This window comes from Teichococcus rhizosphaerae (genome assembly GCF_002631185.1).
GTDB lineage: Bacteria > Pseudomonadota > Alphaproteobacteria > Acetobacterales > Acetobacteraceae > Pseudoroseomonas > Pseudoroseomonas rhizosphaerae.
This window is the reverse complement of record NZ_PDNU01000044.1, coordinates 1-25,164: the sequence shown is the minus strand read 5'-3', so window position 1 is coordinate 25,164 and position 25,164 is coordinate 1. Positions and strand designations below refer to the sequence as shown.

The 25,164-nt window shown below is 72.2% G+C and carries 22 protein-coding genes; 9 read left to right on the top strand and 13 right to left on the bottom strand.

The window, feature by feature from the left end; translation table 11 throughout:
* Positions 1-68: 68 nt before the first annotated feature.
* Positions 69-1,418 (top strand): hypothetical protein, encoded by a 1,350-nt coding sequence (locus CR162_RS18250; RefSeq protein WP_141563218.1) that lies wholly within the window; start codon positions 69-71, stop codon positions 1,416-1,418.
* Positions 1,419-1,439: 21 nt separating this feature from the next.
* Here CR162_RS18250 and CR162_RS18245 read toward each other — a convergent pair whose 3' ends face one another.
* The 3 genes from CR162_RS18245 to CR162_RS22135 all read right to left on the bottom strand — a co-directional run bounded on the left by CR162_RS18245 (position 1,440) and on the right by CR162_RS22135 (position 6,487).
* Positions 1,440-4,805, bottom strand: a complete 3,366-nt coding sequence (locus tag CR162_RS18245) for a DEAD/DEAH box helicase (protein WP_099096957.1) — start codon at positions 4,803-4,805, stop codon at positions 1,440-1,442.
* Positions 4,806-5,073: 268 nt separating this feature from the next.
* Positions 5,074-5,964 (bottom strand): NAD(P)-dependent oxidoreductase, encoded by an 891-nt coding sequence (locus CR162_RS18240; protein WP_099096978.1) that lies wholly within the window; start codon positions 5,962-5,964, stop codon positions 5,074-5,076.
* A 304-nt stretch (positions 5,965-6,268) separates the two neighbouring features.
* Positions 6,269-6,487 (bottom strand): hypothetical protein, encoded by a 219-nt coding sequence (locus CR162_RS22135; RefSeq protein ID WP_141563217.1) that lies wholly within the window; start codon positions 6,485-6,487, stop codon positions 6,269-6,271.
* Between the two features lie 216 nt (positions 6,488-6,703).
* On the opposite strand from CR162_RS22135, the gene CR162_RS18235 reads away from it, so the two are divergent.
* A complete protein-coding gene (locus tag CR162_RS18235; RefSeq protein WP_141563216.1) occupies positions 6,704-7,123 on the top strand; it encodes a hypothetical protein in 420 nt (139 codons plus the stop codon).
* 179 nt (positions 7,124-7,302) lie between these two features.
* On the opposite strand, the gene CR162_RS18230 is transcribed toward CR162_RS18235, so the two are convergent.
* From CR162_RS18230 to CR162_RS18200, 7 genes are read right to left on the bottom strand one after another with little or no spacing between them, the layout of a single operon-like run.
* Positions 7,303-8,325, bottom strand: a complete 1,023-nt coding sequence (locus CR162_RS18230; RefSeq protein WP_099096955.1) for a UDP-glucuronic acid decarboxylase family protein — start codon at positions 8,323-8,325, stop codon at positions 7,303-7,305.
* On the bottom strand, positions 8,322-9,422 hold the full coding sequence (locus CR162_RS18225) for a CgeB family protein (RefSeq protein WP_099096954.1): 1,101 nt from the start codon (positions 9,420-9,422) through the stop codon (positions 8,322-8,324). The genes CR162_RS18230 and CR162_RS18225 overlap by 4 nt, the downstream gene beginning before the upstream one ends.
* Entirely contained in the window at positions 9,419-10,504 is a 1,086-nt protein-coding gene (locus tag CR162_RS18220; RefSeq protein WP_099096953.1) for a CgeB family protein, read from the bottom strand. Before CR162_RS18220 ends, CR162_RS18225 begins: the two co-directional genes overlap by 4 nt.
* Positions 10,501-11,661: a CgeB family protein gene (locus CR162_RS18215; protein ID WP_099096952.1), complete on the bottom strand. Its 1,161-nt coding sequence runs from the start codon at positions 11,659-11,661 to the stop codon at positions 10,501-10,503. The genes CR162_RS18220 and CR162_RS18215 overlap by 4 nt, the downstream gene beginning before the upstream one ends.
* Entirely contained in the window at positions 11,658-12,776 is a 1,119-nt protein-coding gene (locus CR162_RS18210; RefSeq protein WP_245870484.1) for a glycosyltransferase family 4 protein, read from the bottom strand. Before CR162_RS18210 ends, CR162_RS18215 begins: the two co-directional genes overlap by 4 nt.
* Positions 12,773-13,876 (bottom strand): SDR family NAD(P)-dependent oxidoreductase, encoded by a 1,104-nt coding sequence (locus CR162_RS18205; RefSeq protein WP_245870483.1) that lies wholly within the window; start codon positions 13,874-13,876, stop codon positions 12,773-12,775. The genes CR162_RS18210 and CR162_RS18205 overlap by 4 nt, the downstream gene beginning before the upstream one ends.
* Positions 13,873-14,988, bottom strand: coding sequence for an NAD-dependent epimerase/dehydratase family protein (locus CR162_RS18200; RefSeq protein ID WP_176559912.1), 1,116 nt, complete (start codon positions 14,986-14,988; stop codon positions 13,873-13,875). Before CR162_RS18200 ends, CR162_RS18205 begins: the two co-directional genes overlap by 4 nt.
* A 352-nt stretch (positions 14,989-15,340) precedes the next feature.
* Here CR162_RS18200 and CR162_RS18195 point away from each other — a divergent pair, with 352 nt between their 5' ends.
* Genes CR162_RS18195 through CR162_RS18180 form a run of 4 tightly spaced genes read left to right on the top strand, consistent with a single transcriptional unit; the run spans position 15,341 to position 18,680 of the window.
* On the top strand, positions 15,341-16,423 hold the full coding sequence (locus CR162_RS18195) for an inositol-3-phosphate synthase (RefSeq protein WP_245870482.1): 1,083 nt from the start codon (positions 15,341-15,343) through the stop codon (positions 16,421-16,423).
* A gap of 9 nt (positions 16,424-16,432) precedes the next feature.
* Positions 16,433-17,047 (top strand): histidine phosphatase family protein, encoded by a 615-nt coding sequence (locus CR162_RS18190; protein WP_099096949.1) that lies wholly within the window; start codon positions 16,433-16,435, stop codon positions 17,045-17,047.
* Positions 17,044-17,793 carry a TIGR04290 family methyltransferase gene (locus CR162_RS18185; protein WP_099096948.1) on the top strand — a complete coding sequence of 250 codons (750 nt, stop codon included), beginning with the start codon at positions 17,044-17,046 and terminating at the stop codon, positions 17,791-17,793. Before CR162_RS18190 ends, CR162_RS18185 begins: the two co-directional genes overlap by 4 nt.
* Positions 17,793-18,680 (top strand): beta-xylosidase, encoded by an 888-nt coding sequence (locus tag CR162_RS18180; protein ID WP_099096947.1) that lies wholly within the window; start codon positions 17,793-17,795, stop codon positions 18,678-18,680. The genes CR162_RS18185 and CR162_RS18180 overlap by 1 nt, the downstream gene beginning before the upstream one ends.
* 56 nt (positions 18,681-18,736) lie before the next feature.
* Here CR162_RS18180 and CR162_RS18175 read toward each other — a convergent pair whose 3' ends face one another.
* Together CR162_RS18175 and CR162_RS18170 are read right to left on the bottom strand one after the other, a co-directional pair.
* Complete coding sequence (locus tag CR162_RS18175) at positions 18,737-19,723, bottom strand: Gfo/Idh/MocA family protein (protein ID WP_099096946.1); 987 nt, start codon at positions 19,721-19,723, stop codon at positions 18,737-18,739.
* Positions 19,720-20,703, bottom strand: coding sequence for an MDR/zinc-dependent alcohol dehydrogenase-like family protein (locus CR162_RS18170; protein WP_218014925.1), 984 nt, complete (start codon positions 20,701-20,703; stop codon positions 19,720-19,722). Before CR162_RS18170 ends, CR162_RS18175 begins: the two co-directional genes overlap by 4 nt.
* Before the next feature lie 548 nt (positions 20,704-21,251).
* On the opposite strand from CR162_RS18170, the gene CR162_RS22940 reads away from it, so the two are divergent.
* From CR162_RS22940 to CR162_RS18155, 3 genes are all read left to right on the top strand, one after another.
* Positions 21,252-22,247, top strand: a complete 996-nt coding sequence (locus CR162_RS22940) for a TonB-dependent siderophore receptor (protein ID WP_245870481.1) — start codon at positions 21,252-21,254, stop codon at positions 22,245-22,247.
* 63 nt (positions 22,248-22,310) lie between these two features.
* Complete coding sequence (locus CR162_RS22935) at positions 22,311-23,465, top strand: TonB-dependent siderophore receptor (protein WP_245870480.1); 1,155 nt, start codon at positions 22,311-22,313, stop codon at positions 23,463-23,465.
* Positions 23,466-23,689: 224 nt separating this feature from the next.
* The gene (locus tag CR162_RS18155; RefSeq protein ID WP_099096945.1) at positions 23,690-23,974 is read left to right on the top strand and encodes a DUF3325 family protein; all 285 of its coding nucleotides are present in this window, start codon (positions 23,690-23,692) and stop codon (positions 23,972-23,974) included.
* 40 nt (positions 23,975-24,014) lie between these two features.
* On the opposite strand, the gene CR162_RS18150 is transcribed toward CR162_RS18155, so the two are convergent.
* Positions 24,015-25,164: ABC transporter substrate-binding protein (locus tag CR162_RS18150; protein WP_141563215.1), on the bottom strand; the 1,150-nt coding region annotated here is incomplete at its 5' end.

Genomic DNA, 25,164 nt, shown 5'->3' with positions numbered 1-25,164 from the left:
GTGATTTCACCCGGGCGGGATCTGCTCTAAGGCTGCCCGCCTGTGAAACGGACAGCGGAGACCGCAGCGTGGCATCAGCCGTCGATCCCTGGGAGGACATGGTGGCCGGCGCCCGGGCCAGGGCTCGCGAGCTGGCGCCGGAGCTGCGCTCCGTGGTGCTGACGCACCATCCGGACGCCGAGACGCTGGACCTCCTGCGCCCGGATGGCGAGGCGCCGCTGGAGGCGGTGCGGGTCATGAACCGCGCCGTGGCCGCCGAGATGCTGCGGCACGGCGTGGTGGTGCTGGTGCAGCAGGCCGACCGCGCCAGTGCCCGGCGCTGGCGGGACGCCCGGCCGGGCGGGAGCGCCGGCCACTCCATCTGGCGCGGCCGTGGCCCGGTGCTGCACGGCGCCGAGGCGCTGCGGCTGCTGGGGCTGGAGGGCGCCGCAACGCCACGCCCCGAGAAGGCCACCGGAACCCCGGCCGACCGGCTGATGCGCCTCTTCGCCGGGGAGGACGGCGCCGCCTTCGAGGCGCTGGCCGAGGCGCTGATCGCGCAGGGGCGGGACGGCGTGCTGGAGCAGGCGGCGCGCAAGGTGGCGCTGCGCTATGGCGAGGAGGCGGCGGAGGAGCTGGCGCAGGATCTCCTGTCGCTGGCGGAGGGCGCGCCGGTGGGGCCTTCCGGCTGGGCCACGCTGGTGGCCCTGCCCGTGGCCCTGCCGCACGACACGCTGCCGGACCCCGTCGCGCTCGGGGAGGGCCTGCTGGCCTCCGGCGCCCTGCCGGAAGCGGGGTCCCTGCGCCTGCTGCCGCAATGGCGCGCGCCGGAGGCCATCGCGGCCCTGACCCCCACGCGGACGCGCCAGGTGCTGCTCGCCCTGGCGGCGGGGGAGGAACCCTCCATGCTGCCGGCCGCGGAGGCGGAGGCGCTGATGCGGGACGGCTTCGGGGTGCTGGTCGGCCTGCAGCTCGACTGGGAGGTGCCGCTCTGGGAGGAGATCGCCCTGGCCGGCCTGCCCGAGCCGCCGGCCGAGGACGCGCCGCTCGCCCCGGAGGAGGCGATGCGGGCCGAGGCTTTCGAGCGCTGGCGCGGGGCCGCCTTCGAGGCGCAGGGCGGCTGCGTGCCGCTGGCGCTGGTGCCGCTTTCCGAGACCGGCGCCGAAATCGCCGACTTCCTGGAGGAGGCGGGGGAGCAGGCCGGCGGGCTGCGGGAGATCCGGGATTTCGTCGAGATGGCGCGGCAGGAAGCGCCGGGCGAGGAGGTGGTGTGCCTACCCCGTGCCGGAGAGGGCGAGCTCCGCCTGGCGCTCTACACCCGCTCCGGCCGGCTGCTGGACGAGATCGTGCTGGAAGCGGAGCGGCTGCCGGTGCCGCCCGCCGCCATGCCGGCGCTTCTGGAGACGATCCTGCCCCTGGTCGCGCAGCCGCCGCGCTGACGCGGCGGAGGCGCCGCCGCATCACCCCTCCTGGCCCGCCTCCTGAAGCGCCCGGCCAGCCTCCGCGCGCTCCGGCGCGGCGCCGCCCGCCTTCCCCCTCGGGGCGCGCGCGGGGCCCGGGGCCCGGCGCGGCAGGCGGTCCAGCAGCCCGGCCGCGGCCGCCAGCATGCCGGCCGCGTCCTGGCTCTCGCGGCGCAGGACCAGCCGCTCTCCCTTCCGCTCCAGCGGCGGCCCGGCGGCCGGCACGCTGTCCCGGAAGGTCGCGGCGGCGGCGCTCGGCCCCACCTTCAGCTCGGCCACCCCCGCGCGGCGGCAGCGTATCCGCAGCCTCGCCAGGGACAGCAGGTTCCCCACCGGCTCCGGCGGCGGCCCGAAGCGGTCCGCGATCTCGCCGGAAAGCTCCTCCAGCGCATGCTCCGCCCCGCCGCCATCCTCCTGGCGCAGGATCTCGCCCAGCCTGGCGTGCAGCTCCACCCGCAGCGCCTCCTCCTCGACATAGCTTTCGGGAATGAAGGCGGGCATGTCCGCCACGAGGCGCGGCGTCCAGTCCTCCGGCACCGCCTCGCCCCGCGCGGCGCGCAGGGCGCGGCCGAGGAGGTGCTGGTAGAGCTCCACGCCGATCAGCCTGAGATGGCCCGCCTGGCTCTCGCCCAGCAGGTCGCCCGCGCCGCGCAGGTCCATGTCGCGGGCGCTGATGGTGAAGCCCGCGCCGATCCGGTCGAAGGCCTCCAGGGTGCGCAGCCGCTTCAGGGTGGCGGGGGAGAGCGGCTCGGCCGGGTCCGTCAGCAGGTAGATCGTGCCGCGCGTCCGCCCCCGCCCCACCCGGCCGCGCAGCTGGTGCAGCTGCCCCAGCCCGAAGCGGTCGGCGCGCCAGACCAGCATGGTGTTGGCGCGCGGTACATCGAGCCCGGTTTCCACGATGTTGGTGCTCAGCAGCACGTCGCACGCGCCGCCGGCGAAGCGCAGCAGGGCGGCGTCCGCCTCGGCGGCGGGCATCCCACCATGCGCCTCGGTGACCGACAGCGCCGGCAGCAGCCGCGCGATCCGCTCGCGCATGGCCGGCAGGTCCTCGATGCGCGCACAGACCACGAAGCTCTGCCCGCCCCGGCGGTGCTCGCGCATCAGCGCCTGCCGCAGCACCACGTCGTCGAGGACCACATGGGTGGTGCGGATCGGCTGCCGGCGCGCCGGCGGCGTGGCGATGACGCTGAGATCCTGCAGCCCCACCAGGGCCAGCTGCAGGGTGCGCGGGATCGGCGTCGCGGTCAGGGCCATGAAGTGGACGCCCTCGGCCAGCCGGCGCAGCGCCGCCTTCTGGGACGCGCCGAAGCGCTGCTCCTCGTCCACGATCAGCAGCCCGAGCTCCTTGAAGCGCACGCTGCGGGCCGCCAGGGCCTGGGTGCCGACCACGATCCGCACCGAGCCATCGGCCAGCCCCGCCTTGACCTCCCGCGCCTCGGCCGGCGTGCTGAGGCGCGAAAGCTGCTCCACCCGGAGGCCCGTGCCGGCGAAGCGCCGGCGAAAGCCTTCCAGGTGCTGCCGGACCAGCACGGTGGTGGGCGCCATGAGCGCCACCTGCCGCCCCGCCAGCGCCGCCGCCGCCGCCGCCCGCAGCGCCACCTCGGTCTTGCCATAGCCGACATCGCCGCAGACCAGCCGGTCCATCGGCCGGCCGGAGGCAAGGTCGGCCAGCACCGCCGCGATGGCGTCCGCCTGGTCGGGGGTGGGGGCGAAGGGGAAGCGTGCCTCGAACCGGCTGAAGGGCGAACGGGGCGGGCGGAGCGGCGCGGCCTTCCGGGCTTCGCGCCGCCGCGCCAGCCGCGCCAGCTCCGCGGCCGTCTCGGCGATCTGCGCCTCCACCATGGCCCGCCGCTCTGTCCAGGCCTCGCCGTTCAGCCGGTCCAGCGCCAGCCCCTCGGCCTCCGCGCCGTAGCGCCACAGCCGGTCCATCTCGTCGAGCGGCACGAGCTGCATGTTGCCGCCGGCATATTCGAGCCTGAGGCAGTCCAGCGACGCGCCGCCGAGCTCCACCGTCTCCACCCCGCGCAGGACGCCGAGGCCATGGTCGAGATGGATCACGGCATCGCCCGGCTGCAGCCCCGGGCCGCTTCCCGGCAGCACGGTGGCGCGGGCCGGTCCGGGCGCGCGCGCGGGGGCGGGCCGCACATCGCCCGGGGCGATCACGGCGTCCCCGCCCGTGGCGAAGCCGGCATCAAGCGCCCCCTGGAGCAGCCCCAGCGTGCCGGGCGGCGAGGCGCGCAGCGCCAGCCAGCCCGCGAGCGGCACGGGCGGCGCGCCCAGCCGCCCGGCGGCCAGGCGCGCCAGGGTCCGGCCACGCTGCCCGCCGCCTCCGGCGAGCGCCACCCTGCCGCCGGCCGCGAGGCGCTCTTGCACATGGTCCAGGAAGGCCTCGGCCGGGTCCTCCGCCTCCGTGAAGGCGGGCAGCATGCCCGCGCCCTCCGCGTCCGCCTCCGGCTCGGCGAGGGTGATCACCCGCCGCCCTTCCAGCGCGGCCGCCCAGTCCGCCTTGTCGAGAAAGAGCCGCGCCGGCTCCGGAGGCCGCCGCGCTGTCTCGGTGGGCGGCGTGAGCGCCAGGCGCGTGCGGTACGCATCCGTCACCTCGGCCTCGCGGGCGCCGCGCAGCGCCTCCACCTCCGGGTCCAGCACCAGCATGGCGCCTGGCAGCAGGTCGAGCGGCGGCGTCAGCCGCTCGTAAAGCTCCGGCAGGGCATGCTCGAGCCCCGGCTCCCGCTCCTCCTCCGCCGCCTCTGGCAGGATAGCCTCGGAGGCGGGCAGCAGCAGCAGCTCGGCCTCCTCCTCCGCGCCGCGCTGGGTCAGGGGGTCGTAGCGGCGCATGGCGGTGATGCGTCCCTCCGCGTATTCCACGCGGCAAGGAAGGGTGTCCTCGCCGGGCGGAAACACGTCCAGCACCGCGCCGTGCAGCGCCGCCTCGCCCGGCTCGTCCACCCGGTCGTCGAACACATAGCCGAGCCGTGTCAGCGCCCGGCCGATCCTTTCCTCGTCGAACGGGTCCCCCAGGCGCAGGGCGAGGCCCGCCGTGGCCTCCGCCGGGGGGAGGCGCTGGCCCAGCGCCTCGACGCTCGCCACGAGCAGGCGCGGCCCGGCGGAGGGGCGGGAAAGGCGCGCCAGCACCGCCATGCGCGCCCCCATGATGGCGCGCGAGGGGGAGGCGCGGTCATAGGGCAGGCAGTCCCAGGCCGGCAGCAGCAGGACCTCCAGACCCGGCTCCAGCGCCCGGACGGCCCGGGCGACGCGGCCGGCGCGGGCCTCGCTTCGCGCCACATGGACGATGCCCGTGGCGCCCGCCTCCGCGGCCTGTTCGGCCAGCCACGCGGACAGGAGGCTGTCCGGCTCCGATGCGATCATCCTCACTCCCATCCCGTGCATGCGCCGCGGTGTCATCCACGGGGCGTCATCGAGGGGAGGAACGTGGGGGAAGCAGGTTGAAAGGCAGCGATTTCAGCGCCCCGGCGATAGCGTCTTGGTGAGCGCGGCGGGACAGGCCCCGGCGCGGCGCCCGCCGCCGGGGCAGGCAGCGGGCCTTTTCATGGCCGGGATGGGTGGCCCTGCGCTGCCTGCCGGCTTTTGGAGGCGCGCCGATGAGCCGGGCACGCCGCTCCGGATGGTTGGCCCCTCAGGCCTTGCCGGAGGATTTCAGCAGTTCCGCGAGCTGCGGCACGAAATCCTGCCCGTGTCCGTCGGCCACCACCCTGTCGAGGGTGTTCCCCACCGCATCGGCGATGACGCGGTGCGCGCCGGCGGCCCCGGCCGCCTGGCGGTAATAGCCCAGATCCTTGGCGGCGTTGCTGATGTAGAACGGCACGGAGGAAGGGTCGCCCTCCAGCAGGAAGGGGGAGATGCGCTGCAGGGCCGCGCCGCCGCCGCCGCCCTGGGCCAGCACGTCGATCAGCGTCGCCATCTCCAGCCCCGCCTTCTGGCCATGCGCGGCGACCTCCGCCAGCAGCGCCAGGAAGCCGAGCGAGACATAGTTGTGCATCAGCTTCATCAGGTGGCCGGAGCCGACGCCGCCGATATGGGTGATGTTCTCGCTGAAGGTCTCGAGCAGCGGGCGCAGCCGCTCCAGCAGGGCCGGGTCGCCGCCGACCAGGAGGTTCAGCGTCCCGGCGCGGGCGTGCTGCGGCAGGCGGGTCATCGCCGCGTCCAGGAACTGCCCCCCGGCGGCGGCGATCGCGGCCGCCATGCGCCGGCTGGACTCCGGCAGGGCGGTCGAGCAGTCCATCACCACCGTGCCGGGCCGCAGATGGGCGATCACCCCATCCTCGCCGGCCAGGATCGCCTCCACCTGCGGCGAGCCGGTGACGCAGAGGATGATGATGTCGGCCGCCTGCGCGATGTCGGCGATCCGGCCCGCCACCTTCACCCCCATGCCGCGCAGGTCATCGACGGGCTGGTTCCCGGGGTGGTCGAGGATGGTCAGGTCATGGCCCGCCTTCGCGATGTTCCAGGCGATGCCATGGCCCATCAGGCCGATGCCGATCATGCCGATTGCAGGCTGCTTGCTCATCATCCGTTCCAGATCCAGGGGCTGCCGCCGGACCAGCGGCGGCGCGGCTGTGGCGCAGCATAGCCCGGCGGCCTGCGGGGCAGTAGCGGCTGATTGCCACCCAGAGCCGCTCGCGGAGGAAGCCATCCCAAAGGCCCCGAACGCCGGCTGGTGACGCCAAATCCTCGCCGCCGCGCCTGATCTTCCGGCGCGGCGGCAGGGCCGGCCTCCTGCCATCACACAGGATCGTGCCGGACACTGAATCGTGCAGGACAGGCGGCCCCGCCACGGCATCTCCCGCGTGACCATGGCCGAGGCGCGCCGTTTACACGGCAGATTGCCGGGCATGAACGGGGTTCACAGGCCGTTTCAGCCTCACGAACAACATGCCCTTGCCCATCGATGGAGAGGCGGAAAGCTGATGTCGTACTCCGTGCTGGTCCCCTTGGTCGTCATCATTGTGGTTGCCGTTGTTCTTGTCGCCCTGAACCATGCCGAGTTCAGGGCGGTGTTCCGCCGGCGCCGGGATGCGCGGCGTCAGCATGACAAATAGCGTTTCCGTGTCACGCCCCGCGCCCGGCCCGCACGCGGATCCGGAAGCCGCGTGAACGGCGCGCCGGAAGCCAGGCGCCGCCCGCCAAGTGTCACGAGACTCAACGCTGAGGTCAGGCGAGATCGCCGATCCGTCGCGGCGAGCGGCATTCCCCGGAAACCCCCTGCCACGGATGCGCGTTGTGCATGGCCCGGAGAATCCATTGCCATGCGCCAGCTCCCAGCCCGCCTTTCTCTTCTCCTCGGCTTGACGGCGCTGTCCGCCTGCGCCACCGGCGGAACGGCCGATTTCGACCGCAGCATGGCAACCTATGTGGGGCAGCCGGAGGTGCGGCTGGTCGAGGGGCTGGGCGTGCCCCAGCGCGTCCACGAGACGGAGGAGCGGCGCTTCCTGGAATATGACTTCGCCAGCGCCTCCGCGCCCCCCTCCTCGGGCTTCAGCTTCGGCCTTGGCGCGGGCAGCTTCGGCGGCGGCCGCCATGGGCGGGGTGGCGGCGTGGGCACCGGCATCGGAATCGGTTTTCCCCTGGGCGGCTCCGGCTACGAGCCGACCCCCTGCCTCGTGACGTTCGAGGTGCGTGAGGGCCGGGTGCTGAACTTCCGCAGGCAGGGCGAAGGCTGCGGCTGAGGCCCGCGGCGGAAACCTCCCTCCCCTGAGCGGCATCGTCGCGCGCAGGCCCGGCGCCATGGAGGCCGACCGTCATGCAGGGCCGCCGATGCTGGTCAATGGCCTGGATGGCGTGGTCCCGGCGCGGGCTGACACATGGCGCACGGGTCAGCCGGCGTACCCGGAGCCGCATCCCGCCCTCAATCCGCCGCCGAGAGCGGCATCGCCCCATTGGCCAGCTGCACCGACGGCCTGGCCGGTTCCTCCACCTTGCGGAACCATTCGAGCGTTGCCCGCAAGCCTTCGGCCAGGGGCGTTCTCGGCGCCCAGCCCAGCAACGCGCCGGCCCGGCTGATATCGGGCTTGCGGCGCCGCGGATCATCCTTGGGCAGGGGGTGGTAGGTGACGGCGGAGCGGCCGCCGGTCATCGCCAGCACATCCTCCACCAGCCTGCGCACCGTCAGCTCGTTGGGGTTGCCGAGATTGACGGGGCCGGGCTGCGGCCCCTCATAGGCCATCAGCCGCACCAGCCCTTCCACCAGATCGTCCACATAGCAGAAGGAGCGGGTCTGGCTGCCATCGCCATAGATGGTGATGTCGGCGCCGCTCAATGCCTGGGTGATGACGTTGGAGACGATCCGCCCGTCATCCGGCTGCATGCGCGGCCCATAGGTGTTGAAGATGCGCACCAGCCTGATCTCCGCCCGGCGCGCGCGGTCGAAGTCGAAGCACAGCGCCTCGGCCGCGCGCTTGCCTTCGTCGTAGCAGGCGCGCGGGCCGGTGCAGCTGACATTGCCGGAATAGGTCTCGACCTGCGGATGCACCTCCGGGTCGCCATAGACCTCGCTGGTGGAGGCCTGAAGGAACCGGGCATTGTGCCGCTCGGCCAGGCGCAGGAGGTTCCGCGTGCCCAGCACATTGGTCATCATGGTGTGCTCGGGATCGGCCTGGTACTGCGGCGGCGAGGCGGGGCAGGCCAGGTTGAACACCCGGTCCAGCCTGCGCGGCAGGGCGGCGGCCGGCAACTCATCGATGATGTCGGCCTCGATGAAGGTGAAGCGGCCCGAGCGCCGCAGGTGGCGCAGATTCGCGCCCGAGCTGGTGCGCAGGCTGTCCACGCAGAAGACATGCGCGCCCTCGGCGATCAGCGCGTCGCACAGATGGGAGCCGAGGAAGCCGGCGCCGCCGGCGACCAGGACGTTCCGGGACTTGGCTGCACTCATGCGCTTGCCCTTTCATCGGCCGCGTGGCGGGTCGTCCTGTCGTGCCACGCCGCCTGCAGCATGGCCTCGAGTTGCGCGGCGCGGTGCTCCGCCGTGTGGGCCGCGAGGATCCTGCGGCGCGCCGCCGCCGCCTGCCGGTCGCGCGCCGCGTCGTCGGGGTCGAGCAGGATGGGCAGCACATCCTCCGCGCCGTCGGCCAGCAGGATCTCCGTGCCGGGGGAGAGCACGTCGCCGATGCCGTCCCAGCGGTCGGAGATCACCGGGCTGCCGCAGGCAGCGGCCTCGAACAGGCGCACGCTGGGGCTGAAGCCGGCGCGCACCATGTCGGCGCGGGTGACGTTCAGCGTGTAGCGGCTGGCGCTGTAGAAGGCGGGGTGCTCGCTCGGCGGCACATGCTCCAGCCGCTCCACATTGGCCGGCCAGTCGATCCCGGCCGGGTATTGCGGCCCGGCGACCGCGAAGCGGAGCTGCGGCGCGCGGCGCGCGGGCTCCAGCAGCAGCCGCTCCAGCACCGGCTGGCGGTCGGGGCTGTAGGTGCCGAGATAGCTGAGGTCCCAGCGCCGGGGCGTCTCCACGGGCTGGTAGGCCGCCGCGTCCACCGAGCAGTACAGCGCCCGCGCCGCCGGCGAGCCGTATCGGCGCATCAGCAGCTCCAGCGTCGGCCCGCCGGTGAAGGAGCAGTAGAGGTCATAGCCCGGGATCAGCGCGGGCGAGAGGTATTCCTCGTCGCCCTTCTCCAGCTTGGCCAGCGTGACGGGCGTGTCGATGTCGTAGAAGGCGCGGACGCCGCGCGCCATCTCCTGCGCCATGCGCCCGACGGCGACGCCGTCGGGGACGTAGGAGCCCACCATCACCGCGTCCGCCGCGCCGATCTCGTCCCGCCAGCGGCGCAGCCCCTCGGGCTCCTGGTAGAATTCGAGGCGGCAGAAGCCGGGCTCCGGCATGTCGCGGTGCGCGGCGTACCAGGGCTTGTCGCGCTCCAGGAACAGCACCTCGTGACCGCGCTTGGCAAAGGCGCGCAGCAGGGCGCGGAAGGTGGTCGCGTGCCCGTTGCCCCATGAGGAGGACAGGGTGAGCCCCAGCACCACCAGCCTCATGCGGCGTCCTTCCGCGCCAGGGCCGCGCGCAGCAGCGTATCCACCTCGGCGCCGCGCTGCGCGTAGGTGTGGGACTGGAGGATGCGGCGCCGCGCCGCCTCGCCGATCGCCCTGCTGCGCTCCGGCGTCAGGGTGGCGACATGCTCGGCGACGTCCTGTCCGTCGCGCGCCACGAGAACCTCCTCGCCCGCCTTCAGGAACATGTCGAGGCCGAGCCAGTCATCGGTGATGAGGCAGGCGCCGGCGCCGGTCGCCTCGAAGACGCGGGTGGCGGGCGACCATCCCGTCTGCGCCATGCTGTCGCGGGCGATGTTCAGCACGGCCAGCGGCGAGGTGTTGAAGGCGTTGTGCTCGCGCGTGTAGACATGGCCGAGATGGCGGACATTGCCGCTCATCGCCTTGCTTTCCCAGCCATTGCCGCCGATCAGGAAGGCGCGCTCCGGCAGCAGCGCGGCGGGGCGCAGGAAGAACTCCTCGACCCGCGCCTCGCGGTCCGGCAGGCGGTTGCCGAGAAAGGACAGGTCGGCCCGGAAGCGCGGCTCGGCCGGCACCGGGTGGTGCGTGGCGGGATCGACCGCGTTGTAGACCGGCACGCAGCGCCGCGCGCCCAGGCCCTCGTAGGCGGCGACCACCGGCGGCCCGCCGCCATAGGTCAGCACGAAATCCAGCTTCGGCAGGGTGCGGCGCAGCGGGTGGTCCGGCTGCGGCGTGATCTCGGCCAGCGTCGCCGGCGCGTCCACATCCCAGAAGATGCGGAGGGCATCGGCGCGGGCGGCGTCCATGACGCCTTCGATCAGCGCGTCGTCGAACACGCCGACGCCGCTGGCCTTGACCACCACATCCGCTTGGCGCGCCTCGGCCATCACGCCGCGCAGCGCATCCTCCGTCGCCGGATAGACGACGACGCGCGCCCAGTCCGGCGGCTCGATGTCGCGGTGCTGCTGGCGGCCGAAGGCATCGGGCTCGTAGAAGGTGATGTCATGGCCGCGGCGGGACAGGTCGTGCAGCATGCCGCGGTAATAGGTGGCCGCCCCGTTCCAGTAGGAGGACAGCAGGCTGGAGCCGTAGAACGCGATCTTCATGCGGCATTCCCCATGTTCTTGGGCCCCATCTTCCTGGTTTCCGCCTCTCCGCTCCCTGGCGCCCCCGGCGATGCCGCCAGGGCGTCGGCGATCGCCAGCAGCTCGCGCATGCGGTGCTCGCAGCCATGCCGCGCCCGGACGGTTTCGAGGCCGTGGGCGACAAGGGATTCCCGCAGGGCGGCATCCTCGCGGATCGCCGTCATGTGGCGGCGCATCTCCCCGCCATCGCGGGCGGCGAGGTAGTCGGTGCCGGGCCGGAAAAGGTTCTCGCTGTCGTCCCACGGGGCGCTGAGCAGGGGAATGCCGCAGGCCAGCGCCTCGAAGACGCGGATGGTCGGAATGCCGGGAAGCAGCTTCGTGTAGTAGCGGCGCGGCACATGCACCGTGGCGAGGTGGCGGGCGAAGGCTTCCGGCGCGCGGGCATTGGGCAGCCAGCCCAGGTAGCGCGCGCCATGGGCGGCGAGCCTCGCCCGCGCCTCCGCCGGGTAGCGCACGCCATGGATGTCGAGCGGCAGGCCCGCCTCGCGCGCCGGGCGGAGCAGGAAGCTCTCGATCTCGGCGCTGCGTTCGCCATCGCCCCAGTTGCCGATCCAGACCAGTCCCCGGCGCGGCCCTTCGGAAATGGGCGGGTGGAAGTGGCGCAGATCGGCCGCCTCATGCCAGACCCAGACGCGGTTTCCCCAGCCCCAGCGGCGATACACGGCGGCGAGCGTCTCGCCGAAGGCCAGCACGCCGTCATAGCCGGACAGGTCGAAGGCGCGGATCGCCTCCGGGTCGCTGACCGCGCGGTGATGCGTGTCGTGGAACAGCAGGCGGAAGCGGCCGCCCCGCGCGCGCAGCCGGCCGATCCGCGCCACCACCGCCGGGTCGTTCCATTCATGGACGATGACAAGATCGGCCTCGCCCAGCGCATCCTCGATCTCCGCCGCATCGGCGTAGCTGCGCGAGGAGAGTTCCGGATAGGCGGTGCGGAAGGCGTCCAGCCCGGCATCGCCGGCATCGCGGCGCAGATTCTCGAGGCTCCAATTGCCGTCCGGCTCGAACACCGAGACGTCATGGCCATGCAGCACCAGCTCGCGCAGCACGCCGCGCAGGAAATGCGCGTTGCCATGGTTCCAGCAGGACAGCAGGGAATGCGTCAGATAGGCGATCTTCATGCGGGCGCTTCCAGGGCGTGGGGAGCGGGCACCAGGGCGCGGTAGAGGCCGAGGGTCTCCGCCGCCATGGCTTCGGCCGTGTAGCGCGCGGCGCGCAGCCGGGCGGCCTGGCCGCGCGCCGCGCGCAGCCGGGGCGAGGCCGCGAGGCGGCGCAACGCTTCCGCGAAGCCGGCGGCGTCCCCGGACGGGACATAGTCGGCGGCGCCGCCCCAGATCTCGCGGAAGGTCGGGATGTCGGAGAGCACGAGCGGGCAGCCCGCCTGCGCCGCTTCCAGCACCGCCAGCCCGAAGGGTTCGTAGCGCGCGGCGGAGGCGAAGATGGGCCGCCGCGCCAGGATGGCCTGCATCGCCGGGCGGTCGAGGCTGCCCTGCGCCAGCAGGTGGCGCAGCCCGGCATGGGCGCCGCCCGGGCCTTCCAGCGGCCCGGCGGCCAGGAAGGGGATTGGAAGCCCTGCCGCCGCAGCGTCCAGCGTGGCGAGGTTCTTGCCCTCGTCCCAGAGCCGGCCGGCCGTGAAGGCGAACGGCCCTTCCGCCCGGGCAGGCGGCAGAGCTAGCGGAGGAATGCCGTTGTGGACGGTGCGCGGCCGCTCCGGAAGGGCATAGAGCGTCCGGGTGGCGTCGGCGAAGGCCCTGCTGGGGGCGGCGAGCAGGTCCGCTCCGCCGTAGCCCTCGGCCAGCAGCTCACGGTGCCAGGCGAATTCCGGCGGCAGCGGGCCGGCCTTCACGGCGTCCCACCAGCTGGCCAGGCAGGAATGGCAGAAGGCCAGCACCGGCACCGGGAAGCGGTTGCCGGCCGCCAGGGCGGGGCTGTTGAGGTGCAGCAGCTCCGCCCCGCTTTCCCGTACCAGGGCCGCGAGCTGGCGGCCGCTGTCGCGCACCGCCGCCGCACTGGGCGACATCCAGTCGAGCGGCAGCCGCGTGTCGAGCAGGCGCAGGCCCGGAAGCGCCGCCGCCTCCAGCCGCTGCGCGGCACCGGGCGAAGGGCCGAGCACCGCCAGCGTCACCCGCGTGCCGCCCGCCAGCAGGCCGCGGCACAAGGCCATGGCATAGGACCAGACGCCGCCCACCGCATCGGCCGTCACCAGCACGTGCAGGGGCCGGGTCGCCGCCCTCACTGCGCGGCGCTCACCACGTCCAGCGCCGCGCCGCGCTGACGGCCGTCGAGCCACCGCGCGAGCGCCGCGAGGCCCTGCCGCCACGGCGTCGGCGCCCCGAGGCCGAGCCGCTCCGTCACCCGCCGCGTGTCCGACACGTAGTAGCGCTGGTCGCCGGCGCGCCAGTCGCCATAGACGGTCTCCACCGGATGGCCGAGCTGCGCCTCGATGGCGGCGATCACCTGCCGCAGGCTGACCGCGTTGCCAGGGCCGCCGCCCAGGTTGAAGGCCTCGCCCCGCACCTCGCCGATCCGGCGCCAGGCGGCGATGTAGGCGTCCACCGCATCCTGCACCTGCAGCAGGTCGCGCACCTGGCAGCCATCGCCGAAGATGGTGATCGGCTCGCGCCGCAGGGCACGGATCAGGAAATGCGCGACCCAGCCCTGATCCTCGGTGCCCATCTGCCGCTCGCCATAGATGCAGCTCATCCGCAGAACCGCGCCGGGCAGGCCGAAGGAACGCGCATAGTCCAGCACGTACTGCTCGGCCGCGCCCTTGGAGCAGCCATAGGGCGTGTGGAAGTCGAGCGGCCGCTGCTCGCCGATGCCGCGCTCCCGGATCGCCGGATCGACCGGCACATAGGCCTCGCCGCTGCGCTCCAGGGCGATGTCGGGCAGGTTGCCATACACCTTGTTGGTGCTGGCGAAGATCAGCGGCACCTTCTCGCCGCGCTGGCGCAGCGCCTCCAGCAGGGTGAAGGTGCCGCGCAGGTTGACGTCGAAATCCTCGCGCGGATCGTGGAGGCTGGTGGTCACCGCCACCTGCGCCGCCAGGTGGAACACCGCCTGCGCGTCCCGCGCCGCTTCCCGCACGGCGGCATCGTCCCGCAGATCGGCGACCATGGGGATCATCCGCGCGCCGTGCTGCTGCTTCAGCCATTCCAGATTGGCCGCGACGCCGGGGCGCGCCAGCGCGTCGAACACCAGCACCTCATGGCCGTCGCGCAGCAGCCGGTCCGCCAGGTTGGAGCCGATGAACCCCGCGCCGCCGGTCACCAGGACCGGCCTCGCCCGCTCCCCTGGCCGCAGCGCCGGCATGGCGAGCGGGGCGGCCCCGCTCACGCGACCAGCCCCCGGGTCTCGAGCTCGCTGCGGGCCTGCTGCACGCGGTCCTCCGCCTGCTGCCGCGCGACCCATTCGGCCAGCTCGGCGAGGTCGGCCTGGAAGTCCCGGTCCACCGCGAAGCCCAGTTCGCGCCGGATCTTGCCGATATCGGCGATGTTGTGGCGGATGTCGCCGCTGCGCGTCTTGTTGGTGATCTCCGGCGCCATCTGCGGCCGGCCCATGGCCGCGGCCAGCGCCTGGGCCACCTCGGTCACGGTGCGGTCATGCCCGCTGGCGACGTTGTAGACCTGGTTGGCCGCCTCGGGCCGTTCCAGCGCCAGGTGGAAGGCGCGCGCCACGTCCTCGACATGCACGAAGTCGCGGCGCTGCCTTCCATCCTCGAAGATCACCGGCGGCTGGCCGTTGTGCAGGCGGGATGCGAAGATCGCCAGCACGCCGGTATATGGGTTGGACAGCGCCTGCCCCGGCCCATAGGCGTTCCACAGCCGCAGCGCGACGCCCTCCATGCCATAGGCCGGCGCCAGCGTCAGTGTCAGGCATTCCTGCGTGTGCTTGGAGATGGCATAGACCGAGGCGAGCGCGGGGCGCTTGCCTTCCGGCGTGGGCACCGGCCGCAGGGGGCGGCCCTGCGCATCCAGCGGGTCCCATGGCGCATCCGGCCCGCGGCGCGGCACGCGGCGGACATCCTCGTGCAGCATGCCATCGGCATCCTGGTACATCCCCTCGCCATAGATGCTCATGGAGGAGGCGACCACCACGCGCTTCACCGGCGCGTCGATCAACTGCTGGAACAGCACCGCCGTGCCGAAATCGTTGACCGAGACATAGCGGTCCACCGCGTACATGCTCTGGCCGACACCGACCTCGGCGGCGAGGTGAACCACGCGGTCGGCGCCACGCAGCGCCCGGCGCACCGCCTCGGGGTCGCGCACATCACCCTTCTGGAACTCCACGTCCGGCTCCAGCAGGTCGGGCCGGCTGCGCGTGCCGTGCACCTGCTCGATGAGGCTGTCCAGCACCCGCACATGATAGCCGGCGTGCAACAGGCGTCGTGCCAGGTGGCAGCCGATGAAGCCTCCGCCACCGGTGATCAGAACAGTCTCTTGCACTCTGGCGATCCCTCCCGCATCGAAGCCGTGAGGCGTTCCGCGCATCTGCGGGAACAAAGAAGAAGATGTGGAAGCTGAACAGCGGGGTGCGCGCAGGGTTGCAGACTTTGTCGCCGCCAGCAGGCTTCTGGGGCGCGCTGTGACTGGAATGCCAAACCGTTCTTTTCACAAGGCTTAAAGTCTCGGCCGGCGAAAGGCCTTGCCATCACAAACATGTCATCCGCGCGAAGGAACAAAGAAGCTGGTGGGGAGTTGTGGCCACCATGCGCTGTGACGTTCTAGCCTGAACGCCACAGCGGGACGCTCGGCCGGAGCGCCCGGAATGCGCAGGTTCGCTGGGCAAGGAGGATTCGTGTCGGCATCCAGATCTCTTCGTGTGGGCCTCGTCGGTGTCGGCAACTGCGCCTCCTCCTTCGTGCAGGGGCTCTCCCATTACCGCGATGCCGACGTGAACGAGCCGATCCCGGGCCTGATGCATGCCGATCTCGGCGGCTACCATGTGCGCGACGTGGAGGTCAGCTGCGCCTTCGACGTCAACGCCGCCAAGGTCGGCCGCGATGTCGCCGAGGCGGTGCTGGCCGCACCCAACAACACCCAGGTCTTCGCGCGGCCATCCCCCACCGGGGTGAGGGTGGAGCGGGGCCCGACGCTCGATGGGCTCGGGCGCTATGTGCGCGGCACCTTCGAGGAATCGGACGCGCCAGCCGCCGATGTCGCCGATGTCCTCCGCCGCAGCGGCACGCAGGTGCTGGTGTCCTACCTGCCGGTCGGCTCGCAGCAGGCCAGCGAATGGTACGCGGAGCGCGCGCTGGAGGCCGGCTGCGCCTTTGTCAACTGCATCCCCGTCTTCATCGCCTCCGACGCCCGCTGGCAGAAGCGCTTCGAGGAGCGCGGCCTGCCGATCATCGGCGACGACATCAAGAGCCAGGTCGGTGCCACCATCGTGCACCGCGTGCTGGCCAACCTGTTCCGCGAGCGTGGCGTGCGGCTCGACCGCACCTACCAGTTGAACTTCGGCGGCAACACGGACTTCCAGAACATGCTGGAACGGGAGCGGCTGGAATCCAAGAAGATCTCCAAGACCCAGGCGGTGACCAGCCAGCTCGACATGCCGCTGCCGGCCAATGACGTGCATGTCGGCCCGAGCGACTACGTGCCCTGGCTGGGCGACCGCAAATGGGCGCATATCCGGCTCGAGGGCACGGCCTTCGGCGGCGTGCCGCTGAATCTGGAGTTGAAGCTGGAAGTGTGGGATTCGCCCAACTCCGCCGGCATCGTCATCGATGCGGTGCGCTGCGCGCGCATCGCGCTGGACCGCGGGCTGGCAGGCGCGCTGACGGCGCCTTCCAGCTATTTCATGAAGTCTCCCCCCAAGCAGTACACCGACCATGAGGCGCGCGAGCGCACCCTGCGCTTCATCCAGGGCCTGGACTGACCGCCTGGCATGGCGCTGACACTGTTCCTCGTGCGTCACGCCGCGCATGACCGCGTGGCGGATACGCTTTGCGGGCGCATGGCGGGCATCGGCCTCGGCGCCGCCGGGCGCGCCCAGGCCGCCGCGCTGGCGGCGAGGCTGCGGGGCGAGGCGATCGCCGCGCTGCACAGCAGCCCTCTCCGGCGCTGCCTGGAGACCGCCGCTCCCATCGGTGCCGCGCTGGGCCTCGAACCCTTGGCCGAGGACGCCCTCGCCGAGATCGATTTCGGCGAATGGACCGGCCTCTCCTTCGCCCGCCTGCAGGAGGACCCGCGCTGGCGGCACTGGAACAGCGCGCGCGACGAGGCGGCGGCGCCGGGCGGCGAATCCATGCGCGCCGTGCAGCGCCGCGTGCTGGACTGGATCTGCGCCGTGCAGGAGCGCCAGCCGGAAGGGCGGATCGCGCTGGTCAGCCATGGCGACGTCATCAAGGCCGCCATCTCCCATGTCCTCGGCCTGCCCTTGCAGGGCTATGAGCGCTTCGACATCGCGCCCGCCTCGCTCACCACGCTGGTCCTCTGGAAGGGCGGCGGCAAGGTGCTGGGCCTGAACGAGCAGCCCTTCGCGGCAAAGGAGGCGGCATGAACCCCGACAGGATTGGCGAGGAAGCCGCGAAGCTCGGCCCCTGGTTCCACAACCTTCTCCTGCATGGCGTGCCCACGGCGCCGGAGCATGCGCTGGGAAACTACCCCGCCTGTGTCTGGCAGTATTTCAGCCACGCCCTGCCGCAGGATCTCACGGGGAAGTCGGTTCTCGACATCGGCTGCAACGCCGGCTTCTTCTCCATCGAGATGAAGCGGCGCGGCGCCGCGCGCGTGCTCGGCGTCGATTCCGATCCGCGCTACCTGGAACAGGCCCGCTTCGCGGCGGGCGTGCTGGGCCTCGACATCGAGTACCGCCAATTGTCGGTCTATGACGTCGGCGCGCTGGGCGAGCGCTTCGACCTCGTGCTGTTCATGGGCGTGCTCTACCATCTGCGGCACCCGCTGCTGGCGCTCGACCTGCTGCGCGAGCATGTGGTCGGCGGCCTGCTGGTGTTCCAGAGCATGCAGCGCGGCCCGCGCGAGGTGGAGCCGGCGCGGGAGGACTATCCCTTCACGGCGGAGGAGCAGTTCGCCCGGCCGGGCTGGCCGCGGCTGCACTTCATCGAGCACCGCTATGCGGGCGACGTCACCAACTGGTGGATCCCGAACCGCGCCGGCGCCGAGGCCATGCTGCGCAATGCGGGCTTCGAGATCCTGCAGCACCCGGACCGCGAGATCTATGTCTGTCGGCCCGCCCCGGTGCCCTACGGCTCGGCGGCCGTCTATCCTGCGAGAGGCCCGTCTTGATGCTCGACTCGGTGATGATCTGGAACGAACCCAACAACAAGTCCCACTGGGACCCGGAGATCGACCCGGACTGGGTGATGTTCGCCGAGACGGCGCGGCTCGCCGGCCAGGCCATCCGCGCCGAGCACGCCACGCTGCCGCGCGTGCTGGGCGGCATGTCCCCGATCGACCCGGTGTTCATCATGAAGATGCAGCAGCGCGGCGTGCTGGACGAGGTGGAGGCCGTCGCGGTGCACGGCTTCCCGCTCGACTGGAACAACTGGCTGATCCATGAGTGGCCGGAGAAGCTGCGGGAGATCCAGGCGGTCACGCACCTGCCGGTCTGGGTCTCGGAGGTGGGCATCTCCACCTTCGGCGCGGAGGAGGTGCAGCTCTGGGGCCTGAAGCGCACGGCGGAGCTGCTCATCGGCCAGGCGCCTCGCATCCACTGGTACAGCCTCTACGACCTGCCGGCCCACTGGGAAGCCACGACGCGGCACCGGGAGGCGGAAGGCTCGTCCTATTACCGCCACTTCCACATGGGCCTGCTGCGCGAGGATGGCACGCCGAAGCTGGCCATGGAGGAGTTCGAGAAGCACACGCCGCATCTCGGCATCTGCCAGTGGTTTCACTACCAGGACCACAGGCTGGACGATGCGGTGACCTGGCTCAAGCGCCTGGGTGTCACGCATCTGCGCACCGGCCTGTCCTGGGCCGACAGCTTCCGCCCCGACGCGCTCGCCTGGTTCGACCGGCAGATGGAGGCGCTGCGCGACTTCCATGTCACCGCCACCTTCTGCTTCACGCCGGAGCACCGTGGCATCGCGCCGCACCACACCAGCCCGCCGCAGGTGAAGGAGGAGTTCGCCGAGTTCTGCGCCAGCATGGTGCGGCGCTACGCCGGCTGAGCCGCCGTGCGGCGGGGGGCGGGGGGCGGGGAGAGAGCCCTTCCCGCCCTCGCCGCCTACCGGCCGTAGATCCCGTCCAGCACCCGCGCCACATCGACGATGCGCTCCACCGCAGGGTCGTGGCGCTGCCCCTCGGCCAGCCGGCGCGCCCATTCCGCCGCGGCGCGGCCGCCCCAGGCATCGGGCGGGCTGGCCAGCGTCTCGCGCGCCGTGCCGCGGTAGCGCTCCGCCGCGAAGTCGTAGAAGGAGCCATTGACGTTGCGCAGCGCCGCGCCCCCCTCGGTGCCGTAGAAGGCGGCCGAGATCATCGCGTCGCAGCCGGCCTGCAGCCGCCAGGAGCAGGCCAGGCGCACCGCCGTGCCATCCTGGAGATCAATGCTGGCCGTGGCGTAGTCCTCGACTCGCCCCGGCTGCGCGCCCAGGCGCTCGCCGCCGGCGAACAGCGTGCCGGACACCGTCTCCACCGCCGGGAAGTCCAGCGCCCACAGCGCCAGGTCCACCAGGTGCACGCCAAGGTCCATGACGCAGCCGCCGCCTGACTGCGCGGGGTCGTAGAACCAGGACTTGTCCGGGCCATAGGCATTGTGGAAGACGAGGTCCACCGCATGGATGCGGCCCAGCTCGCCCGATTGCAGCAGGTCACGGATGCGCCGCATGCCCTCGGTGAAGCGGTAGGAAAGGTCCACCGCCAGCAGCCGGTCGGCCGCGCGCGCCGCCTCCACCACCGCCCGCACCTCGGGCGCGGTGCGGCCGAGCGGCTTCTGGCAGAACACCGCGACGCCGCGTTGCAGGGCCTGGATCGACTGCTCGGCATGCAGGGCGCTGGGGGTGGCGATCACCAGCCCGTCCAGGTTCTGCGCGAGCAGCTCTTCCAGCGTGCCGGCGCGGCGGGCGCCGGGCGCCAGCCGCGCCGCCTCCTCCAGCATGGCGGGCGTGGGATCGGCGATGGCGGCGATCTCGGCCAGGCCGGTCTCGGCGATCGCCTGCATCCGGTGACGGCCGATCCAGCCGATCCCCAGGAAGCCGAGCCGCGGGCGCCTCATGGCAGGGTCACCACGGCCTTGAGGAAGCCCTCCGGCCTGTCGCGCGTGGCGTCCAGCGCCTCGCCCAGCCGTTCCAGCGGGAAGCGGTGGGTGTAGAGCGGCGCCGGGTCCAGCCGGCCCGACGTCACCGCCTCCAGCGCGTCGCGCATGCCGGCCATGTAGGTCTCCGGGTCCCGCTCATGCGCGTTGATGACGTCGATGCCGCGCCAGTTCCAGAGCCACATGTTGACCTGGCGGGGCCCGTCCTGGTGGTAGCCGGCCACGACCAAGCGGCCGCGCTCCGCCGTCAGCTCGCCCGCCAGGTCGAGCGGCCACTGCTTGCCCACCGCCTCGATCACCCGCTCGCAGAAGCGGCCGCCGGTCAGCTCCCGGACCCGCTCGATGATGGCGGCATGGTCCTCCATCGGGATGGTCTCGGCCGCGCCCATGCGCCGCGCCAGATCCAGCGAATAGGGCCGCCGCGAGATGGCGATGACCCTGGCCCCCGCATCGGTCGCCAGCCGCGTCAGGATGGCGCCCAGGAAGCCGATGCCGACGATGGCGACGCTCTGCCCCGGCTCGATCCCGGCGCGGCGGAAGATGTTCATGGCGCAGCCCAGCGGCTCGCCCAGGAAGGGCTGGCCTGCCAGGGCATCGGGCAGCGGCAGAACGTGGCGCGCCTCGGCCAGGTCGTACTCGGCATAGCTGCGGAAGGACAGGGCGGCGACGCGCTGGCCAGGGGCGAGGCCGCTCACCCCCTCCCCCACCGCGTCGATCACCCCCCAGCCCTCATGGCCAAGCCCGCCCGGCTCGCCGGGAAACCGCATCCATTCCGGCCCGGCCCAGGGCGTCAGGTTGGAGGCGCAGACCCCGCAACCCTCCAGCCGCAGCCGAACCTGGCCCGGGCCGGGCTCGGGGCGGGGCACGTCCTGGATCTGCATCCGGCCGGGGCCGGTCTGCACGGCGGCGCGCATGGTGGGGCCGGGAGCCGCCTCCGTCATCGCCGCGGCTCCTGAAGGAGCGGCGGGCCGAAGGGCTGGCAGGCGGGACGCTGGGTTCGCAAGAAGACACTCCGATCGGTGCGGAAGACGGCGCGGCAGGCGCCACGCCTTCTGGCGGAGAACCGGCCCGGGCGCCTCGGCACCCCGCGCCCTCTCCGGAAACACGGGCATGACGCCACGGGCCGGAAGGAGGGACCAGCCGGTCAAGCTTCAACAACAAAGAAGAAGGCGGGATGGCGGCATCACAACCCCGCGACACTGCCTGCCGGGCAGCTTCGCCCCCGCATCCCAGGACCGCAGCACGTTCGGGCAGAAGCTTCAACCTTTCCAGCGCGTGCTAACCCTTCCAGGCGCCCTGGCGCGGTTCCATTGCCGCAAAGCCGCGAAGGTGGCGCGAACCGGCGAGCCTCCTGCGGCCTGTCAAAGAAGCCCTTGCCAGCCACGCCTCTCCGCAATATGCGAACGATTATCACTTTCATCTCGGCCGCAAGGACAACCGCATGCCTGACGGTGAACACGCCCCCCCTGCCCGGCACAGGGGCCCGCTCATGGCGCTGACCGCCGCCGCCGTGACCCTGCCCCTTTCCGTGGCCTGGGCACAGGGCGGCACGGCGCCGGATGCGGCGTCCGGCGCCATCGCGCTGCCCGAGGTGAATGTCCAGGCCGGCGTCGAGCGCGCATACAGCCCGGTGCGCGGCTTCGTGGCGGGCGTCAGCGCCTCCGGCACCAAGACCGACACCCCGATCATCGAGACGCCGCAATCGATCTCCGTGGTCACCGCCGACGAGATCGAGGCGCGCAACGCCCGCAACCTGAACCAGGCGCTCCGCTACACGGCGGGCGCGGTGACGGAAACGCGCGGTGCCACCGCCGTGCGCCTCGACCAGCTCACCCTGCGCGGCTACTCGCCCGCCACCTATCTGGACGGCATGCGGCTGGCCGGCGGGCGCGACGCCAATCCCAGCATCGATGCCTATCGCCTGGAGCGGCTGGAGGTGCTGCGCGGCCCGGCCTCGGTGCTCTATGGCACCGCGCCGCCCGGCGGCATCGTCAACGCCGTCAGCAAGCGCCCCACCGGCGAGCGCATCCGCGAGGTGCTGCTGGAGGCGGGCACGCGCGGCCGCTACCGCGCGGCCGGCGATTTCAGCGGGCGGCTGGACGAGGATGGCCAGTGGCTCGGCCGCTTCATCGGCTCCTATGCCGAGGGCGATGGCGAGCTGGATGAGACGCGGGAGCGCCGCTACTTCTTCTCCCCCTCGCTCACCTGGCGGCCGAGCGCGAACACCAGCGTCACCCTGTTCGGCCACTACCAGCGGGACCCGGAATCCGCCGCCTATGGCAACGTGCCGGCCTGGGGCTCGGCGCTGCCCAACCCGCGCGGCCGCATCGGCGTGCGCTTCTATGACGGCGACCCGGACCTGGAGCGCTCCAACCGCGAGCACTACATGGTGGGCTACCTCGCCGAGCACCGCTTCAACGAGACACTGGCGGTGCGGCAGAACTTCCGCTACCTGCACACCCAGGGCGAGTACCGCAGCGTCTAAAACTCGCTCATCTCCAGCGACTATCTGAGCTCGGTCCGTTCGGTCTATGGCACCGACGCCGATGTGGACGTCTTCACCATCGACAACCAGTTGCAGCTGAACGTCGATACGGGGCCGCTGCGCCACACCGTGCTGGCCGGGCTCGACTATCACCGCGTGCTGCAGGACACCTATACCGGCCAGAGCTATCTGGGGGCGCAGATCCGGCGGCAGAACCTGTTCAGCCCCGTCTATCAGGGCCAGAACACCCGCTGGCCCGGCTTCAGCAGCTACAGCAGCCAGCGCCAGAACCAGCTCGGCGCCTATCTGCAGGACCAGGTCAGGATCGACCGCCTGGTGCTGCTGTTCGGCGGCCGCCTGGACTGGTCCGACAGCACGAATGAGGGCACCAATCTGGTCAATGGCCGCCGCACCAACTCGCGCGCGACCGACCATGCCTTCACCGGCCGCGCCGGCGCCGTGTACCTGTTCGACAACGGCTTCGCCCCCTATGTCAGCTACAGTGAGAGCTTCGAGCCGCAGAGCGGCACCGATGCGCGCGGCAACCAGTTCGAGCCGACGCGCGGGCGCCAGCACGAGGTCGGCCTCCGCTACCAGCCGCCCGGCACCAACCTGCTGCTGAGCGTCGCCGCCTTCGACCTGGTGCGGCAGAACGTGCTGTCCGCCGACCCGGCCAATTTCGGCTTCAGCGTCCAGTCCGGCGAGACGACGACGCGCGGCATCGAGCTGGAGGCGAAGGCGACACTGGCGCAGGGCCTGCGCCTGACCGCCGCCTATGCCTACCAGGAGGCGGAGTTCAGCAGCACCAGCAACACCTCCACCGTCGATTTCGGCTTCAGCCCCGCGCGCACCGGCCCCACCGTGGCGCTGGAAGGCAAGACGCCCACCGGCATCCCGCGCCACAACGCCTCCGCCTGGCTCGACTACACCGCGCCGGAAGGCCGCCTCATGGGCCTCGGCCTAGGCGGCGGCGTGCGCTATCTCGGCTCCTCCTTCGGCGACGACGCCAACACCTTCAAGGTGGATTCCGCCACGCTGTTCGATGCCGCGCTGCGCTACGACCTCGGCCAGCTCGGCCGCAACCTCGAGGGCATGCAGGCGGCGGTGAACATCCAGAACCTGGCCGACACCCGCTACGTCGCCAGCTGCTACTCCTATGCCTGCTGCTGGTATGGCTATGGCCGCACCGTCACCGGCTCCATCCGCTACCGGTTCTGAGCGGCGCGTGCCACCCTGGCCGGCCCGCCCTTGCGCGGCGCTCCGCACCCGGCTCCGCCCGGGCGCGGAGGCGCGCCGGATCGGCGGCATCGTCCTGCGCGTGCTGGCGGGGGTGGGCGGCGGCTACGGGCTGGCGGCGCTGTTCACCATGGCGCTTTCGCTCGGCCTGCCCATGCCACGCCCCGAGGCGGTGCTGGCCGCCACCATGGCGAGCTTCGCCGTCCATGCCGGCGCCATTGTCTGGGCCTTCGCCGCCTCCGGGCCGCTGCGGGCCTGGCTCGGGCTGGCCGTGCCGGCGGCTGCTTTGCGGCACGGGCTTCCTGTCGCTGGCCGCGGCCCTGGCCCTCCTCGTTTCCGCCGAAGGCTGGGGGATGGCGCTGCCGCTCTGGCTCGGCCTGCTGAGCGTGGCGGCGGCCGTTCTGGCCCTGGCGCTGTCCTACGCGCCGCGCGCGGTGCCGGCCCTGACGGGTGGCGTGCTGCTCCTGGGCATCGTCTGCGCCCTGGCCTGAGCAGCGGCGCGGCGCCAGGTGCCGGCGCCGCGCCCGCCCTTCAGCTCCGGACGAGCGGGCAGCCGCCCTGGCTCATCGGCCGGAAGGCCTCCGCGCCCGACACGGTGCCGACCAGCTTGTAGTAGTCCCAGGGGCCGCTGCTTTCTTCCGGCCGCTTCACCTCGAACAGGTGGGCGGGGTGGATCTTGCGCCCATCGGCGCGCAGCTCGCCGGGGCCGAAGCAGTCGTCATCGGTCGGCATGGCCTTCATCCGCTCCACCACGGCGCGGCCGGAGGCACGGGCGGCGGCGGGGCCGAGATCGGCCACGGCCTTCAGGTAGTGCAGCACGGCGGAATAGGTGCCGGCATGCTCCTGGTTGGGCCAGTTGGTGGGCACCTTGTCCTTCACCCGGTTGAGGAAGGCGCGGGTGCGGTCGTTCAGGTCCCAGTAGAAGGTCTCGTTCAGCAGCAGCCCCTGGGCGGCGGGCAGGCCCATGGCGTGGATGTCGCAGATGAAGGCGATCAGGGCCAGCATCTTCTGCCGCCGCGTCAGGCCGAATTCCTGCGCCTGCTTCATGCAGTTCACCGTGTCCGCGCCGGCGGTGGCCATGGCCACCACCTTGGCGCGCGAGCCCTGCGCCTGCAGCAGGAAGGAGGAGAAGTCGGCGGTGCCGGGAAAGGGGAAGCGCACATTGCCCAGCACCTTGCCGCCCGCCCCCTGCACCGCCGCCGTGGTGTCGCGCTCGAGCTGGTGGCCGAAGCTGTAGTCGGCGGTGAGAAAGAAGAAGCTGTCATTGCCGGCGCGCACCGAGGCCTTGCCCACGACATTGGCCGCCATCCAGGTGTCGTAGGTCCAGTGGACCAGGTTGGCGGTGCAGCGCTCGCCCGTCAGCACGGCGCTGGCGGGGCCGGAAGCCAGCACCACCTTGTCCTTCTCCTGCGCCAGGTTGGCCACCGCCAGGGCGACGGCGCTGTTGTTCACCTCCGTGATCGCGTCCACGCCATCCTGGTCGAACCAGCGGCGGGCGATGCCGAGCCCGACATCGGCCTTGTTCTGGTGGTCCGCCTGGATGATCTCGACGTTGATGCCCCGCGTGTCCAGGCCGAGATCCACCACGGCCTGCCGCGCGCAGGCCACCGAGGTGGGGCCGGAAGTGTCGCGATAGGGGCCGGAGAAGTCGGCCAGCACGCCGATGCGCAGCGTGGGCGTG